The organism is Lutibacter sp. (assembly GCF_046055765.1).
Classification (GTDB): Bacteria; Bacteroidota; Bacteroidia; order Flavobacteriales; family Flavobacteriaceae; genus Lutibacter.
In genome coordinates this window covers 1-16,261 of the sequence record NZ_JASFZF010000084.1, presented here as the reverse complement: position 1 = coordinate 16,261, position 16,261 = coordinate 1, and the positions used below count along the sequence as shown (strand labels likewise).

Here is a 16,261-nt window from a genome sequence, read left to right as displayed (position 1 = left end):
ATTTATAGTAATTTAGATTTGTTCCAAACAATTTAATTATTAAATTTAGCACGCTAAAATAAAATCATGCTAAATTATTTAAAAGCATTTTCGGTTTTTTTATTATGGGCATTCATTGCTTTAACTTCTCATTATTATTTAAATAATACGTATTTTAATTATTGCAATTTAGATAATAAAGCTTCTTCAAAAGAAAACGTTTTTAAAAAGAAACTATTTTTAATAACTGACACTTCTAATAAAATAATTTATAGTTCCCCTGAAGGTTTTACAATAAGCAAAAATAACTACGCTGTTTCAAACGTAAAAATATTTCCAAATTTAATAGATAGCATTCAACATTTTTTAATGAATGATTATACGAAAGAATTACATATTTCAGGAAAATATCTTCAAAGCGAAATAAAAAACACACAACACATAAATTTAGGATTACAACGTGCAAAATTCCTTAGACAAGAGTTAATTAGGCAAGGTATAGATTCTTCAAAAATTAAAATTTTTGGAGAAATTTCTAATTTCTCGTATAAAAATAATATTTTTAATAATGGTATTGAAATGAATTTCAATACTTTACGACAAAATAAAATAGATAGCATTGAGTTTAAAATCACTCATAAAACACTTTATGTTGAATTTGTAAATGGTAGCCTTGTTTTAACTAAAGATTTAATAAAATATACACACAAACTCAAATTTTACTTACAAAAATATTCAATAAAAAAAGTGACTATAACTGGACATACAGATAATTTAGGGTATTTTGATAAAAATTTAATTATTGGTTTAAACAACGCAAATAAATTAAAAGATTATTTTATAAAAAAAGGAATAGACAGTGCTAAAATTGAAACCTTTTCTAAAGGTGAATCTAAACCAATTGCTGATAAAACTACTGAAAAAGGAAGAACATTAAACAAAAGAATTGAACTAAAAATTAATTAATTTAAGTCATGCTTTTATCAATATTTTCAAATTCAAATGTAGTACATCTCATTGAAATCTTTTTCTGGATGCTAGGTGCTTTTTTAATTGGTTTATTTTTTGGACGTTTTATGAATAAATCTAAAAAAAATAAATCGAAGGCTATATTTGAAACAAATGAACACGAAGATTTAAACGTTTTTGATGATATTTCAAAAATTAGAGCTACCAAAACTTTTGAACGTGGAGGAAAAGAAATGGTAAAAACAGTACCTGTAAACGATTATGAAAAAGGGTTAAACTTTGATAGAATTGGTACAGCGTCATTTGAAACTAAAAATAATCTTCAAAATATTAAAGGTATTGGTAAATCAATTGAAGAAAAACTAAATGACATTGGAATTTTTACATTTAAACAAATTAGTAATTTTAGCAGTAAAGATATTACTAAAATTACCGATTTAATTAAATTTTTTCCGGGTAGAATTGAGCGTGACGATTGGGTTGGACAAGCCTATGAACATTTAAATAACAAAGAAAAATAATTATTATTCTTGATAACGTTTCATCTCACGGTCATAAAATTCACTTGCTTGATCAATAAGAATAGCTACTTGTGTTTCTAATTCTTCTTGATCTGCGCCATCAAAATCTTCTAGCCATTCAATTTCATCATCAACAAGATTAATAATAAATCGTGGAAATTCTGTATGGATTACAAAAATATCATCTTTACAATCTGTGTTATCCCCTAGTAAAAATTTAGGTAAGTTCATTTTTTTCTTGTATTAATTTGTTCGACAAATAGTTAAATCTAAAAAACAGCATGATTGCTGAACTTGTTAAAGCAGTTAATAACCCAATCCAAATACCTAAAGTACCAAGTACATCTTCACCTCCTAGATAATAACATAGAGGAAACCCAATAATCCAATAGGCAATAAATGAAATGACTGAAGGCCACTTTACATCTTGTAATCCTCGTAAACCACCTAAAATAACGGCTTGTAATCCATCCGATAATTGAAATATCCCTGCTATTATTAATAAGCTTGATGCTATTTCTATCACCTCTAAATTATCTGTAAAAATCCAAGGTAATACATCTTTAAATACCATAAAACCTATTGAAAAAGCAAACATTATAATTAGAATTAATAAAAAATTTGAAAAAGCGATACGTTTCAATTCAACATAATTTTTTAATCCTTTTTGGTTTCCAACACGCACTGTTGATGCAACTCCAATACCAACTGCAATCATAAAAGTTGTTGACGCTAATTTTAATGCAATTTGGTTTGCGGCTTGTGGTAATGCTCCTAAAGTACCTGCTAATAATACAGAAGCTGTAAATAAACCTACTTCAAAAAGCATTTGCAATGCTGTAGGAAAACCTAAATTTATTATTTTTTGAAATACTACTTTTTTGAATTCATGGAGCTGTAATTTACGCATGTAAACAGCAAATTTTTGCTTTTTTATTAAAACTATATATAAAAAGACAACCATCACAATTCTAGAAATTAACGTTCCCAACGCAGCTCCAACAATTTCTAATCTAGGGAAAATCCATAACCCATAAATTAATGCAAAATTCAGTACTACATTTACAATATTTGTTAATATTGTAGCATACATTGCATATTTTGTTTCAGACAAACCATCGGTAAATTGCTTCAATCCTTGAAATATCATTAATGGAATCATTGATATTGCCACAATTTCATAGTACGGAATAGCTAATTTTACAACTTCTTCAGGTTGATCTAGATGGTATAGAATCGGTTTTATTACAAGTAACATTGCATACACTGCAACACCTAAAATGGTCATTAAAATAACACCATGTTGAAAGATGCTTCTGCCTCTTTCCTTATTACCTTTACCATCAGATTCAGCAATTAAAGGTGTTATAGCAAATGAAAAACCAATACCAATTGAAAGAGCAATAAATATTAAACTATTTCCCAGTGAAGTAGCTGCTAATTCAACAGGACCCAGCCTACCAACCATAATATCATCAATCAAACCAACTAATAAATGCCCTAAAGATCCCATCATAATTGGCGTGGCTAACTTTAGGTTATTTTTAAATTCTGACGTATAGTTTTTAAGGTTCAATTTATAGTAAATTTTAAGTTGCGAAGATACAAGAATAATACGTATCATTAAGTACGTTATTTAGGAACAATAAATAAAATCTATTTCGTAATAAAATATAAAAATTAGCATCATTTTGATTCGCTATATAAAAACGTAGATTTGCAGATATAAAAATTAATATTCACAAAATAAAATTATAGAAATGGCTGTATTAGTTGGAAAAAAAGCACCAAAATTTAATGCTCAAGCAGTAGTAAACGGAATAGAGTTTGCTGAAAATTATTCTTTAGATCAATTTGAAGGAAAAAAATATGTTATCTTATTCTTTTACCCAAAGGATTTTACATTTGTTTGCCCTACTGAATTATTTGCTTTTCAAGAAAAAATAGTAGAATTTGAAAAAAGAAACGTACAATTAGTTGCCGTTTCAACTGATACTGAACAATCTCACTGGGGTTGGTTACAAATGCCAAAAGCACAAGGAGGAATTCAAGGTGTTACCTATCCAATAGTTGCTGACACCAATAAAACAATTTCTAAAAATTATGATGTTTTAGCTGGTGATTACTTCTATGATGACAATGATGAATTACAAGCAAGTGGCGAGTTAATTGCGTACCGTGGTTTATTTTTAATTGATAAAGAAGGTATTGTACGCCACCAAGTAGTTAATGATTTACCATTAGGAAGAAATGTAGATGAAGCCTTAAGAATGGTAGATGCCTTACAATTTACTGAAGAACATGGTGAAGCTTGCCCAGCAAACTGGACTTCTGAGAAAGAAGGATTAAAAGCGACACACGAAGGTGTTGCAGATTATTTATCAAAACACTAACAAAAATCAAATATATTTGTAAAAACTCTCGAATTTATTCGAGAGTTTTTAGTATTTAAACTAACTTTGAAACTTATAATTATAAAAATTTATTATGGCTAAAATAACATTAAAAGGAAATCCATTTAAAACTGTTGGGAAATTACCAAAAATAGGAAGTAAAGCACCTAAATTTACTTTAATAAAAGCAGATTTATCAAAAGCAAAATTAAAAGATTTTAAAGGTTCTAAACTAATTTTAAATATATTTCCAAGTTTAGATACTGATACTTGTGCAGCTTCCGTTAGAAGGTTTAACAAAGAAGCTGGTGAATTAGAAAATACAAAAGTATTATGTATTTCAAGAGATTTACCATTTGCACAAGCTCGTTTTTGTGGTGCTGAAGGTTTAGAAAATGTAATCACTTTATCTGATTTTGCTAAAGGGAAATTTGGAAAATCTTACGGTGCAACTATTGAAAATGGTCCTTTAGCTAACCTACATTCAAGAGCAATTGTTATTTTAGATGAAGAAGGAGTTGTAACTTATACAGAGCAAGTTCCTGAAATTGTTGATGAACCAAATTATGAAGCTGCATTAAAAGCATTGTAATTATGAATACGGAACGTAATTTTTTTCTAAACAGACTGCATTCAGTAAAATTTGCAGCTAAAGGTTTTTGGATTTTAATTACTTCTGAAAATAGTATTATAACGCAAGTCATTATTGGTATTCTTATGACAATATTTGGCTTTATAATGCATATTTCTGCTACCGAATGGATGTTTCAATTAGTATCAATTGCACTCGTTTTGGTAGCAGAATCATTAAATACTGGTATTGAAAAACTCTCAGATTTTATTCACCCAGATTATCACAAACAAATTGGCAAAATAAAAGATATTTCTGCTGGAGCAGCTTTTTTTGCTGCAATATTTGCCATAATTATTGGTTTAATTATTTACTTACCTAAATTTATGTAGGTTTTTAACTACAATCACTTTAATTTTATATTTTTGTGTGATATCTAAGTAAATGGCTAAAAAGAAAAAAATAACAACAAAAACTGTATCAAAACCACGCTTTCAAAAAACAAAATCGTTTTTTGGAAATAGGCAAACACAAACTATTATTGGTTTATTTGTAATGCTTTTTTCAATTTTCTTGATAGCATCCTTTATTTCATATCTTTTTAACTGGCAACAAGATCAAAGTCAGCTTGTAAATTTTACCGATAAAAATACTACTGTAAAAAATCTATTAGGAAAAATTGGAGCAACCGTTAGCCATTTCTTTATATATAAGAGTTTTGGTATTACAGCATTATATTTACCAATTCTATTATTCTTCTCAGGTTTATTTATTTTCTTAAAAGGAAGTTTCAAAAAAGTACAAAAATCTTGGGGTTGGGGAATTTTAGGAATTATTTGGTTTTCAATATCATTTGGTTTTTTAGCACACAAAAATCCATTGTTACCAGGTATTATTGGATTTGAATTAAATAATTATTTACAACAATTTTTAGGTAAAACAGGATTAATTTTATCGTTATTATTTTTAGGTATATCATACCTAGTAATTCGTTTTAAATTAACTCCTGAAATTATTAAAAATAGTTTTACAACTTCTAACACAAACAATAAGGATTCAATTATTAACGATTTAACTACCGAGAATATTTCTAACGAAACTAAATCATCATTCGATTTACCTGTAGAAAATAAACCACCAAAAATTTCTTCTGAAGAAATTCAACTAGATAAAGAATTGGATATAACGCTTTCAACGAATGATATAGTAAATGAAGTTGAAATAGCCGTAGATAAAATTGTTGATGAAAATCATGTAACTGAAAATTTATCGGATAAACTTGTAGCCGATTTTGGTGAGTTCGATCCAACCTTAGAATTAAGTAACTATAAATTCCCAACATTAAATTTATTAAAAGACTACAACGAAATAATTTCTGTAGATCAAGAAGAATTAGAATTGCATAAAAATAAAATTGTTGAAACATTAAACAATTATAACATTGGTATTGAACGAATTAAAGCAACCGTTGGCCCAACAGTTACTTTATACGAAATAGTTCCTGAAGCTGGTATTAGAATTTCAAAAATAAAAAACTTGGAAGATGATATTGCCTTATCACTAGCAGCAATGGGAATTAGAATTATTGCTCCAATTCCTGGAAAAGGTACTATTGGTATTGAAGTACCAAATAAAAAACCAACAATGGTTTCTATGAAATCTGTGATTTCTTCCACCAAATTTCAAAAATCTGAAATGGAATTACCTATTGCGCTAGGAAAAACTATTTCAAATGAAACTTTTGTAGTAGATCTTACTAAAATGCCACATTTATTAATGGCCGGTGCAACTGGACAAGGAAAATCTGTTGGTTTAAATGCTGTATTAACTTCATTATTATACAAAAAACATCCTGCTGAAGTTAAATTTGTATTGGTAGATCCTAAAAAAGTAGAATTAACATTATTCAATAAAATTGAACGTCATTATTTAGCTAAATTACCTGATACTGAAGAAGCTATCATTACTGATACCACTAAAGTAGTAAACACTTTAAACTCTTTATGTCTTGAAATGGATGCTCGTTACGATTTATTAAAAAATGCAATGGTTCGTAATATTAAAGAATATAATGTAAAATTTAAAGCTCGAAAATTGAATCCAAATGACGGACATAAATTTTTACCATACATTGTTTTAGTTATTGATGAATTTGCCGATTTAATAATGACTGCAGGTAAAGAAATTGAAACTCCAATTGCTCGTTTAGCACAATTAGCGCGTGCCATTGGAATTCATTTAATTGTTGCTACTCAGCGCCCATCAGTTAATGTAATTACAGGAATTATTAAAGCAAATTTTCCTGCAAGAGCTGCTTTTAGAGTAACTTCAAAAATAGATTCAAGAACAATTTTAGATAGCCAAGGAGCTGATCAATTAATAGGAAAGGGTGATATGTTGTTTTCAGGCGGGAATGATGTAATAAGACTACAATGCGCATTTATTGACACTCCAGAAGTTGAAAAAATAACCGATTTTATTGGTTCTCAACGTGCGTATCCAAATGCTTATTTACTTCCGGAATATAGTGGTGAAGAAGTTGGCACAAGTCTTGATCTAAATATTAGCGAACGAGATGTATTATTTAGAGATGCTGCACTAATTATTGTGCATGCACAACAAGGATCAGCCTCTTTATTACAGCGAAAATTAAAATTAGGTTATAACAGAGCCGGCAGATTAATAGATCAATTAGAAGCTGCAGGAATTGTTGGCTGTTTTGAAGGAAGTAAAGCACGTCAAGTTTTAATTCCAGATGAAATGACTTTAAACCAATTATTAGATAATGAACCAACTACAAAAGAATAGAATGAGAAAATTAGCACTATTTTTAACAATTATATTTTTAAGCATTCCTATTTTTAGCCAAAATTCTAATGAAGCAAAATCTTTATTAGATGAAGTAGCTAAAAAAGTTGAAGCTTATGAGAACATTTACATTGAATTTAATCATAAATTTGATAATATAGAAGCTAATGTACACCAAGAAACTAGAGGAAGTGTAACCTTAAAAAATGATTTGTACCATTTAAACTATATGGGTACAGAACAAATATTTGATGGGAAAAAAATATATCTTATTATTCATGAAGATGAAGAAGTAATTATACAAAATTCTTCAGATAATGATGAAGAAACACTAACTCCTTCAAAAATGTTCTCATTTTACAAACAAGGATATACTTATAAAATGGGTGAACTAAAAACCCTTAAAGGCGTTAAAATACAGTATGTTAAATTAACACCTATAGATAGTAACTCTGAAATTATTAGTGTACTTATTGGAATTGATATTAAAACTAAACATATTTATAATGTAATTGAAACAGGTGAAAACCAAACAATTACAACTCTTGAAATAAGAACTTTCAAAACAAATCAACCTATATCAGAAAAGCTTTTTATCTTTGACACAGCAAAATACAGAGATCAAAAAAAATACATCATCTCTGAACCAAAATAAAAGCGTTGAAAATACTTGATAAATACATTTTAAAAAGCTTTTTAGAGCCCTTTTTGGCTACATTTTTTGTGGTGTTATTTGTTTTGGTGATGCAATCTTTATGGTTAGCATTTGATGAAATTGCAGGTAAAGGAATTGATATATTCTTCATCTTAAAATTTCTAGGGTATTTAGCACTTATGCTTACACCAACCGCATTACCTATAGGTATTTTACTGTCTTCAATAATGGCACTTGGAAATTTATCAGAAAATTATGAAATGGCTGCCATAAAATCTGCAGGTATTTCACTACAGAGAGTTATAAAACCTTTAGTTATTTTAACCTTATTTATTAGTGCACTTAACTTCATATTTCTAAATAATATTTATCCTTGGGCAACCTTAAAACAGAAAAATTTATATTTGAATATAAAAAAGAAAAAACCTGCATTATCCCTAGTGCCAGGTGCATTTAATACCGAAATTCCAGGCTACAGCATTAAATTTGAAGAAAAATATGGTGAAGAAGAAAACTTGCTTAAAAATGTCCAAATTGCTGACTTAAGTGCTGCAAAAGGAAAAATTAAAGTTATTACAGCTGAAAAAGGTATTATTTCATCTGAAGAAGGTAGTAAATACATGACTTTAACCTTAAAGAATGGTAATTATTACGAGGAACATGTAAAAAAGTCTATGCGACCGAAAGAAAGGGTTAAAATGCCTGCATCAAAAGCAACCTTTAGTACTTATATTATCAATATTGATATATCTTCTTTTAATGATGATGGTAGCTTAGATGATGAAAAAATAAAAGAACACCACGGGATGCTAAGCATTGTTCAATTAGATTCTACTTCTAAAAAAACAAAAAAAAAATATGATGAATTTATTGATAAAAGAGCTAAATATTTATACAAACTTATGGAAGTTAAAAAATTATATAAATATGAAGATTCTCTTATTGATGATACTTTAACACCTGAAATACTAGAAAATTTCACGCTTAAAAATAAAAATATAGTTATAAATGAATCATTACAATTGCTAAAACGAATAATTGATCGTAATAAAAGTCAGGAAAAAAGCTTCAAAGACAAAAGGAAATTATTGAATCTTTATGACCATGAAATTTATTATAGAATTTCATTTTCTTTAGCATGTTTAGTATTGTTTTTTATTGGAGCACCTTTAGGTTCAATCATTAGAAAAGGTGGTTTTGGTTTACCAATGATTATGGCAATAACTATTTTTGTAATCTATTTTTTCATATCTCAATTAGGTAAAAACTTATCTGAAGAAAGTGCAATAACAGCCTTATTTGGGAGTTGGTTATCTACAATAATATTATTACCCTTTGGTATATTACTTACAAGAAGAGCAACAAAAGGAATGGGTATTTTTAACATTGATTCAGTATTTGAAAACACCCAAAAACTTTTTAGTAAATTCACAAATAAAACAACCACTAAATAATGGGAAGTCCTAAAAATAAAATAAAACTAAACACAATATTAGAAGCCATAGAAGATATTAAAAATGGTAAAATGATTATTGTTGTTGATGATGAAGACAGAGAGAATGAAGGTGATTTTATTGCTGCTGCCGAATGTGTTACTCCTGAAATGATAAATTTCATGGCAAAAAATGGTAGAGGTCTTATTTGCGCACCAATAACAGAAGCCCGTAGTGAAGAATTAGATTTACCGCTTATGGTAAATAAAAATACCGTATTACATAATACACAATTTACCGTTTCGATAGATTTAATTGGTGATGGATGTACTACAGGTATTTCAGCTCAAGACAGAGCAAAAACTATAAAGGCTTTAACTTCAACTAATACAAAACCCGATGATTTTGGAAGACCTGGCCATATTTTCCCTTTAAGAGCAAAAGAAGGTGGTGTTTTAAGAAGAACCGGACACACAGAAGCATCAATAGATTTAGCTCGCTTAGCTGGCTTTCAACCAGCTGGTATTTTAGTTGAAATTTTAAATGAAGATGGAACAATGGCTCGTTTACCGCAATTGTTAGAAGTAGCGAAAAAATTCGACTTAAAAATAATTTCAATTGAAGATTTAGTTGCTTATCGTATGAAATATGATTCGTTAATTTATAAGATTGAAGATTTTACTACGCAAACTCGTTTTGGAGAATTTAGGTTAAGAGCTTATAAACAAACCACAAATAATCAAGTTCACATTGCACTCACAAAAGGTTCTTGGAGTTCTAATGAAGCGATAACTGTTCGTGTTAATTCTTCATTAATTAATAATGATATTATTAGACTTTTAACAAAAAAACCTGATGATACTTTTTCTAGGGTTTTTAAAATGATAGATAATGAAGGAAAAGGAGCTGTAGTTTTTATAAGTCAAGAAAATCAATCTTTTAACCTAGTTAACCGTTTATCTTTACTGAAAGAAGCACAAAATGAAACTGAAAATAAAATTCCAAGAATTAAACCAGATGATAAAGATTTTGGAATTGGTGCCCAAATTTTACACGATTTAAAGATTAGTAAATTACGTATTTTATCAAACGCTCCATCAATTACAAAACGTATTGGTATGACTGGTTATGGACTTGAAATTGTGGAGTATATGAATTATTAAGTCATTATTTTAAAATGAAACGGTTTTTTTTACTTTATTTTTTAGGTTTATTGTTGTTTTCTTGTGCTCAAAACCCTACACAAGTAAAAAAACAACTACAAACACCTTTGAATAATTCAACTAGTTTTGAAATTAAAGGCACTTTAGAAAATTTTTATTCAAAAAAAGTGTACTTAAATAAAATAATTGAAACTTCAATTTACCCAATAGACTCTTCTGAAATAATAAACAATCATTTTAAGTTTATAGGAATCGTTAAATTCCCTGAGCGTTTTGCATTAACATTTGAAAATTATTCTTCAATTACACCATTTATTATTGAAAATACACCTTTAAATATTATCATAAATTCAAAAGCAATAACTGATCCTTTAATTACAGGTTCTCCTCTAAATACTAAATTGAACGATTACAAAACAACATCTAAAAATATTTTTAAAAAAATAGACTATTTATTTCCTCAATTTCAAAAAGCAAGGCTTGAAAATGATGCTGAAAAGTTACGTTTTATTGGAAATGAAATGAAAAATATTGAACATGAATTTGTTGAGTTTAGTTATCAATATATTCTTCAAAATAAAGACTCTTATGTTTCTGCAATGATATTAAGAGATCAACTTAAATCTTCAACTATTGATACTCTAAGAGTTGGGAAAATGTATAAAATTTTATCAGAGGAAGTAAAAAAATCACCTGATGCTCAAATTATTTCTTCATTTTTAAAAATTACATTAAAAAACTAAAATCGGTTTCAGGAGGTAATTCAATAGCTGGTTTATTTTGCTGAAATAAACGAGCATTTAAATCACCTTTTAAAAGTATTTTTTGACCTTCAACTTGCAACCAACTTCCTTCTCTTAATCCTAAAACAGGAATTTTATTTATTGTATGAAACTCATTTATACGAGTTTCTCTTGTCTCACCCATGTGTGTAGAATTTACATCTGCATCTAAGTAATGACAATTTAAATTCAAATTTAAAAACCCAAAAGTATCAAAACTTGGTGGATATATAATTGGCATGTCATTAGTGTTTTGCATAGTTACGCCAGTAATAACACTTCCAGCACTGGTTCCAAAATAAGGAATCCCGTTTTCAACCACATTTTTAATTGTTGAAATTAATTTATGTTCATATAATTGTTTAACCAGTAAAAAAGTATTTCCACCGCCTACAAAAATTCCTTTTGCATTATTTACAGCATCTACAGGATTATCAAATTCATGAATTCCTCTTAAATTAATATTTATTTTATTAAAACCTTCTTTAGCTCTATTTGTATATTCTTCATGAGTAAGTCCACTTGGGCGTGCATAAGGAATAAATAAAATTTCATGAATTCCTTTAAAAAAATCAGATAATTGAGGTAAAATGTATTCTAAATAAGCCTTTCCATGAACAGTTGAAGTACTGGCAATCAATAGTTTTTTCATTAAAAATAAGTTTTATCAAATATACTAAATTACAATCTTTAACAAAAGTTTACCACAGCATTAATACTATTTTAAGATTTCAATATCTTACTTTGTTTTAATGAGATTAAGATTAACCAACTTACTTTTTTTAATATTTCTTGCTATGAGTTGTTTTTCTCAAGAAACATCAACTACTATTGTTGGAAAAATAGTTAGTTTAAATAATGATGTAGAGAATGTACATATTATAAACCTTCGTACTAAACACGGTACAATTAGTAATAAATTTGGTGAATTTGAACTAAATGTATTAAAAAATGATACGTTACTTATTTCATCAATACAGTACAAAAAATTAAAAATTAGTATAGATAAAACTCATATTCAGTCTAAAAAAATTGAAATTCAATTAATTGCAATGGTGAATAATTTAAATGAAGTTTTTTTACACGGCTTATCGGGCAATTTAAATTCAGATCTTAACAAAACTCCAATAGATACTTTACCAAAACATAATTTTGTGTATAAGTTAAGTGATTTGAATAAGGTTTTACCTCCTGATACTCATGGCTTTTTAAAAGCTCCAAATGCACAAGATGTAACAGACCCAATAATGATGAATGGCGCAGGTGGAAGTGCCTCTATACCTGATTATTATATGATTAAACTTAGAAAATTAAAAGCCCAATTAAAAACAAAAAAGGATTTTCCTTCAAAAATTAAAATGGATTTAGGTATTGATTTTTTCACAAAAGAATTACATATTCCTGAAGAAAAAATTAACCACTTTTTAAGTTATTGTGAATATAGAAACATTATTGAATATTATACCAAAAACAACTTATTAGAAGTCATAAAAATAGTACAAGAAGAAAGTAAAACCTACAATGAAATTAAGAAATAATACATCTAGAATTCTTTTTTTAATATTGACGTTTATTGTTTTTAAAACGAACGCTCAAGAAAATAAACACCTAAAACTTGAAGGAATTGTTAAATTCAATTCAACACTTTTACCAGATATAAATATTTTGAATAAAGCAACAAGTTTAGGAACTTCAAGCAATTTAAATGGAACTTTCACAATTTATGCAAAAGAAGGTGATTCACTACTATTTTCCTCACTCATTTATATAAATAGAATTATTAAAATTTCGAAAACGCATTTAAAATCAAAAAAAGTTATAGTTTATTTAGAACCAGATTTCAATCAACTTGATGAAATAATGTTAGATAAAAAAATATTATTGAATAGCATCAATATTGCGGTTACCAAAGGAACTATTTTAGATAATGATAAAATTATAAATAATAAAGCTCCTAATGCTAGAAACTTAACTGATCCGAATGCTCATGCAGGTGGTTTAAATCCAATTGCATTATTTATGATGCTCACCAAAAAGGCACGTTTAAGAAGAAAGAAAAAGAAAGCCGAAATAGAAAAATTAGAGCAACAAAAACGTGAATTCCCTAACTTTATTAGAAATTTATACAAGGATGCTTTTTATATTGAATGGCTTCAAATTCCTAATGATAAGATCAATTTATTTTTAGATTATTGTGAAGGAAATGGATTAAATGAATTCTATAATAAAGATGAAATTATTATTAAAAATTTTCTAGTAAAACAAGCCAAAAAATTTAATTCAATTAATAATTAAAGAGATTTATAAATATTATAACTTGTTTTTTGGAATGCTTTTTGTTAATTAGCCAATAAATTTATTAGAATGAAATTTTCAAAATATTTTGTACTTTTTCTAACAATTCCTCTTTTAGCTTTTAGTTTACACAAGTATTATATTAGTTTATGTGAAATTGAATATGTTAAAGAACAACAAGCAGTTCAAATAACTTTAGGAATATTTATTGACGATATAGAGTTTACACTTAATAAAGACTATAATACGAGATTAAACATTGATAGCAAAGAAGAAGTTGATAGTATTGATGTTTATTTTAAAAATTACTTAAACCAACATTTTAAAGTTAACATAAATAACGAGTATAAAATAGTGAACTACATTGGAAAAGAATATGATGATAATATTGTTCGTTTTTATTTAGAAATAACTAATATTCAATCCATTAATTCAATTGAAGTCTTCAATAATTCATTATTTAGAGATTTTGAAAATCAACAGAATCTTATTAAAATACATGCAAATAATATTCATAAAACATTTTATTTAACAAGGAAAAATGATAAAGGTTTGTTAAAGTTTTAAGAATACTATTTAATTCTTATTGAAAATAATTAATTTTCACTCTAGAATTTATAAATCATCTACCATGAAAAAAATACTTCTAGTAGCACTGTCTTTAGTGTTTCTATCAACTCCATTTTTTGCACAAGAAATAACGCAAAAAAAAGAACGCCAATTTGGACATTTAAATGTTAGTAAGTTCAAACAAATAAAAGAAGAATTACCAACTCCAAATAAGCAACATACAGCCTCAGGAGCTCCAGGGTATGAGTACACACAGCAACAAGTTGATTATAAAATGAATATTGTTTTAGATGATGATACTCAAAAACTTTATGGTGAAGAAACAATTACATATCATAATAGATCTAAAGATAATTTGGACTATTTATGGATTCAGCTAGACCAAAATATGAGAGCACCAAATTCACAAACCAACGATATAAAAGGTGGTGGACCAGATGCCTTATATTCTCCTTCAAAATTCACAAAATTGTTTATGGGAAAACCTTTTCAAGGTGGTTTTAACATTGAACATATTGTAGATGCAAATGGAAATGCAATTGACTATATGATTAATAATACCATGATGCGCATTGATTTAGCGAAACCAATTGCTGCAGGTGAAAGTTTTGTTTTTAATATAAAATGGTGGTATAATATTAATGATTATACCGCGGACAGAGGAAGATCTGGTTATGAACCGTTACCTGATGGTAACAATTTGTATATTATTGCACAGTTTTTTCCAAGACTAGCCGTTTACAATAATGTTGAAGGATGGCAAAATTTACAATTTTGGGGAAGAAGCGAGTTTGCCTTAGAGTTTGGTAATTATGATGTTTCAATTACAACACCCAAAGATCATATTTTAAATGGAACTGGTGTAATTCAAAATCCAAAAGAAGTTTTTACAAAAAAACAATATAAACGCTACCAACAAGCACAAGAAACATTTGACAATCCAATGTATATTGTAACACCTGAAGATGCTTTAGCAACAAAAAAAAGTACATCTAATGGAACTAAAACTTGGAAATTATATGCTGAAAATGTTCGTGATTTTGCATTTACATCTTCAAGAAAATTATTGTGGGATGCAATGGCTGTAGCTATAAACGGAAAAACTGTAATGGCATATTCTTTATTTCCTAAAGAAGGAAACCCACTTTGGGAAAAACATTCAACAAGAGCTGTAGCCAATACATTAAAAGTATATTCAGAACATACATTTGATTATCCTTATCCACAAGCTACTTCAGTAAATGCAAAACGTCAAGGAATGGAATACCCAATGATTTGTTGGAATTTTGGTAGACCAAATGCCGAAGGTAAATATTCTGAAAGAACAAAAAAAGGGATGATTGGTGTGATAACGCATGAAGTAGGACATAACTTTTTTCCAATGATAGTAAATTCTGATGAACGCCAGTGGACTTGGATGGATGAAGGAATAAATTCTTTTGTTGAAATTTTAGCTGAATACAACTATGATTCAGAATTGTTTCCTTTGGAAAAATACCCAAAAAATGTTGTGGGTTATATGAAAGGAGATCAAAGTAGCTTAACTCCAATTATGACTCAGGGTGATAATATTATCAATTTTGGGTCAAATGCGTATGCTAAACCAGCTGCTGGTTTATTTATGCTTCGTCAAACTATTATGGGACCAAAATTATTTGACCATGCTTTTAAAACTTATGCAAAAAGATGGAAATTTAAACACCCTACTCCTGCTGATTTCTTTAGAAGTATGGAAGATGCTTCAGCAATGGATTTAGATTGGTTTTGGAGGGGCTGGTTTTACACTACTGGAAATAATGATATTGGTATAAAAGAAGTGAAAAAATATTATGTTACAGATAAACCTACTGAAAGAGCTCAAAATATGGCAAAACGCTATGGAATAACAGTAGATCAATTACCACCTTCATTGTATTTAATTTCTGAAGATAGTAAAGACTTTAGAAAAGATTTGAAAACTAAAAAAGCAGAGGATTATAATTTATTAAGTGATTATATTGATCAAAATTTTTCTTCGGAAGAAAAAAAGACAATGAAAGCTCCAAAATATTTTTACGAATTGAAGTTTGAAAAACCTGGTGATTTAGTAATGCCTATTATTGTTGAATTTGAATATGAAGAT

17 protein-coding genes are annotated in these 16,261 nt (G+C 27.9%); 14 read left to right on the top strand and 3 right to left on the bottom strand.

Going from position 1 to position 16,261, the window contains the following annotated elements; translation table 11 throughout:
- The first annotated feature begins 66 nt into the window (after positions 1-66).
- Together QM495_RS08600 and QM495_RS08595 are read left to right on the top strand one after the other, a co-directional pair.
- Positions 67-945, top strand: a complete 879-nt coding sequence (locus tag QM495_RS08600; RefSeq protein ID WP_408671696.1) for an OmpA family protein — start codon at positions 67-69, stop codon at positions 943-945.
- An 8-nt stretch (positions 946-953) separates the two neighbouring features.
- A complete protein-coding gene (locus QM495_RS08595; RefSeq protein ID WP_408671695.1) occupies positions 954-1,469 on the top strand; it encodes a hypothetical protein in 516 nt (171 codons plus the stop codon).
- 3 nt (positions 1,470-1,472) lie between these two features.
- Here QM495_RS08595 and QM495_RS08590 read toward each other — a convergent pair whose 3' ends face one another.
- Entirely contained in the window at positions 1,473-1,700 is a 228-nt protein-coding gene (locus QM495_RS08590; RefSeq protein WP_408671694.1) for a hypothetical protein, read from the bottom strand.
- Positions 1,687-3,045, bottom strand: a complete 1,359-nt coding sequence (locus QM495_RS08585) for an MATE family efflux transporter (protein ID WP_408671712.1) — start codon at positions 3,043-3,045, stop codon at positions 1,687-1,689. Before QM495_RS08585 ends, QM495_RS08590 begins: the two co-directional genes overlap by 14 nt.
- Before the next feature lie 184 nt (positions 3,046-3,229).
- Between QM495_RS08585 and QM495_RS08580 the strand changes: the two genes are divergently transcribed.
- The 8 genes from QM495_RS08580 to QM495_RS08545 all read left to right on the top strand — a co-directional run bounded on the left by QM495_RS08580 (position 3,230) and on the right by QM495_RS08545 (position 11,235).
- Entirely contained in the window at positions 3,230-3,862 is a 633-nt protein-coding gene (locus QM495_RS08580) for a peroxiredoxin (protein WP_408671693.1), read from the top strand.
- 94 nt (positions 3,863-3,956) lie between these two features.
- Complete coding sequence (gene tpx, locus QM495_RS08575) at positions 3,957-4,454, top strand: thiol peroxidase (RefSeq protein ID WP_408671692.1); 498 nt, start codon at positions 3,957-3,959, stop codon at positions 4,452-4,454.
- A 2-nt stretch (positions 4,455-4,456) separates the two neighbouring features.
- On the top strand, positions 4,457-4,825 hold the full coding sequence (locus QM495_RS08570) for a diacylglycerol kinase family protein (RefSeq protein WP_408671691.1): 369 nt from the start codon (positions 4,457-4,459) through the stop codon (positions 4,823-4,825).
- Between the two features lie 52 nt (positions 4,826-4,877).
- Entirely contained in the window at positions 4,878-7,241 is a 2,364-nt protein-coding gene (locus QM495_RS08565; RefSeq protein WP_408671690.1) for a DNA translocase FtsK, read from the top strand.
- Between the two features lies 1 nt (position 7,242).
- On the top strand, positions 7,243-7,896 hold the full coding sequence (locus QM495_RS08560) for a LolA family protein (RefSeq protein ID WP_408671689.1): 654 nt from the start codon (positions 7,243-7,245) through the stop codon (positions 7,894-7,896).
- Between the two features lie 5 nt (positions 7,897-7,901).
- Positions 7,902-9,350, top strand: coding sequence for an LptF/LptG family permease (locus QM495_RS08555; RefSeq protein ID WP_408671688.1), 1,449 nt, complete (start codon positions 7,902-7,904; stop codon positions 9,348-9,350).
- On the top strand, positions 9,350-10,492 hold the full coding sequence (gene ribB, locus QM495_RS08550) for a 3,4-dihydroxy-2-butanone-4-phosphate synthase (protein WP_408671687.1): 1,143 nt from the start codon (positions 9,350-9,352) through the stop codon (positions 10,490-10,492). The genes QM495_RS08555 and ribB overlap by 1 nt, the downstream gene beginning before the upstream one ends.
- Positions 10,493-10,506: 14 nt before the next feature.
- A complete protein-coding gene (locus tag QM495_RS08545; protein ID WP_408671686.1) occupies positions 10,507-11,235 on the top strand; it encodes a DUF4369 domain-containing protein in 729 nt (242 codons plus the stop codon).
- Here the strand turns inward: QM495_RS08545 and pepE are convergent.
- Complete coding sequence (gene pepE, locus QM495_RS08540) at positions 11,219-11,926, bottom strand: dipeptidase PepE (RefSeq protein ID WP_408671685.1); 708 nt, start codon at positions 11,924-11,926, stop codon at positions 11,219-11,221. The two genes, QM495_RS08545 and pepE, sit on opposite strands and share 17 nt — an antisense overlap.
- Before the next feature lie 145 nt (positions 11,927-12,071).
- On the opposite strand from pepE, the gene QM495_RS08535 reads away from it, so the two are divergent.
- From QM495_RS08535 to QM495_RS08520, 4 genes are all read left to right on the top strand, one after another.
- Positions 12,072-12,812 (top strand): carboxypeptidase-like regulatory domain-containing protein, encoded by a 741-nt coding sequence (locus QM495_RS08535; RefSeq protein ID WP_408671684.1) that lies wholly within the window; start codon positions 12,072-12,074, stop codon positions 12,810-12,812.
- Positions 12,796-13,569 carry a hypothetical protein gene (locus QM495_RS08530; RefSeq protein ID WP_408671683.1) on the top strand — a complete coding sequence of 258 codons (774 nt, stop codon included), beginning with the start codon at positions 12,796-12,798 and terminating at the stop codon, positions 13,567-13,569. The genes QM495_RS08535 and QM495_RS08530 overlap by 17 nt, the downstream gene beginning before the upstream one ends.
- Positions 13,570-13,638: 69 nt before the next feature.
- The gene (locus QM495_RS08525) at positions 13,639-14,136 is read left to right on the top strand and encodes a DUF6702 family protein (RefSeq protein ID WP_408671682.1); all 498 of its coding nucleotides are present in this window, start codon (positions 13,639-13,641) and stop codon (positions 14,134-14,136) included.
- Between the two features lie 64 nt (positions 14,137-14,200).
- Positions 14,201-16,261: M1 family metallopeptidase (locus tag QM495_RS08520; RefSeq protein ID WP_408671681.1), on the top strand; the 2,061-nt coding region annotated here is incomplete at its 3' end.

Bases quoted from the DNA above. Each gene is read 5' to 3' on its own strand.
- QM495_RS08600 (WP_408671696.1), top strand. From the start codon at position 67: ATGCTAAATTATTTAAAAGCATTTTCGGTTTTTTTATTATGGGCATTC.
- QM495_RS08595 (WP_408671695.1), top strand. From the start codon at position 954: ATGCTTTTATCAATATTTTCAAATTCAAATGTAGTACATCTCATTGAA.
- QM495_RS08590 (WP_408671694.1), bottom strand. From the start codon at position 1,700: ATGAACTTACCTAAATTTTTACTAGGGGATAACACAGATTGTAAAGAT.
- QM495_RS08580 (WP_408671693.1), top strand. From the start codon at position 3,230: ATGGCTGTATTAGTTGGAAAAAAAGCACCAAAATTTAATGCTCAAGCA.
- tpx (WP_408671692.1), top strand. From the start codon at position 3,957: ATGGCTAAAATAACATTAAAAGGAAATCCATTTAAAACTGTTGGGAAA.
- QM495_RS08570 (WP_408671691.1), top strand. From the start codon at position 4,457: ATGAATACGGAACGTAATTTTTTTCTAAACAGACTGCATTCAGTAAAA.
- QM495_RS08565 (WP_408671690.1), top strand. From the start codon at position 4,878: ATGGCTAAAAAGAAAAAAATAACAACAAAAACTGTATCAAAACCACGC.
- QM495_RS08560 (WP_408671689.1), top strand. From the start codon at position 7,243: ATGAGAAAATTAGCACTATTTTTAACAATTATATTTTTAAGCATTCCT.
- ribB (WP_408671687.1), top strand. From the start codon at position 9,350: ATGGGAAGTCCTAAAAATAAAATAAAACTAAACACAATATTAGAAGCC.
- QM495_RS08545 (WP_408671686.1), top strand. From the start codon at position 10,507: ATGAAACGGTTTTTTTTACTTTATTTTTTAGGTTTATTGTTGTTTTCT.
- pepE (WP_408671685.1), bottom strand. From the start codon at position 11,926: ATGAAAAAACTATTGATTGCCAGTACTTCAACTGTTCATGGAAAGGCT.
- QM495_RS08535 (WP_408671684.1), top strand. From the start codon at position 12,072: ATGAGTTGTTTTTCTCAAGAAACATCAACTACTATTGTTGGAAAAATA.
- QM495_RS08530 (WP_408671683.1), top strand. From the start codon at position 12,796: ATGAAATTAAGAAATAATACATCTAGAATTCTTTTTTTAATATTGACG.
- QM495_RS08525 (WP_408671682.1), top strand. From the start codon at position 13,639: ATGAAATTTTCAAAATATTTTGTACTTTTTCTAACAATTCCTCTTTTA.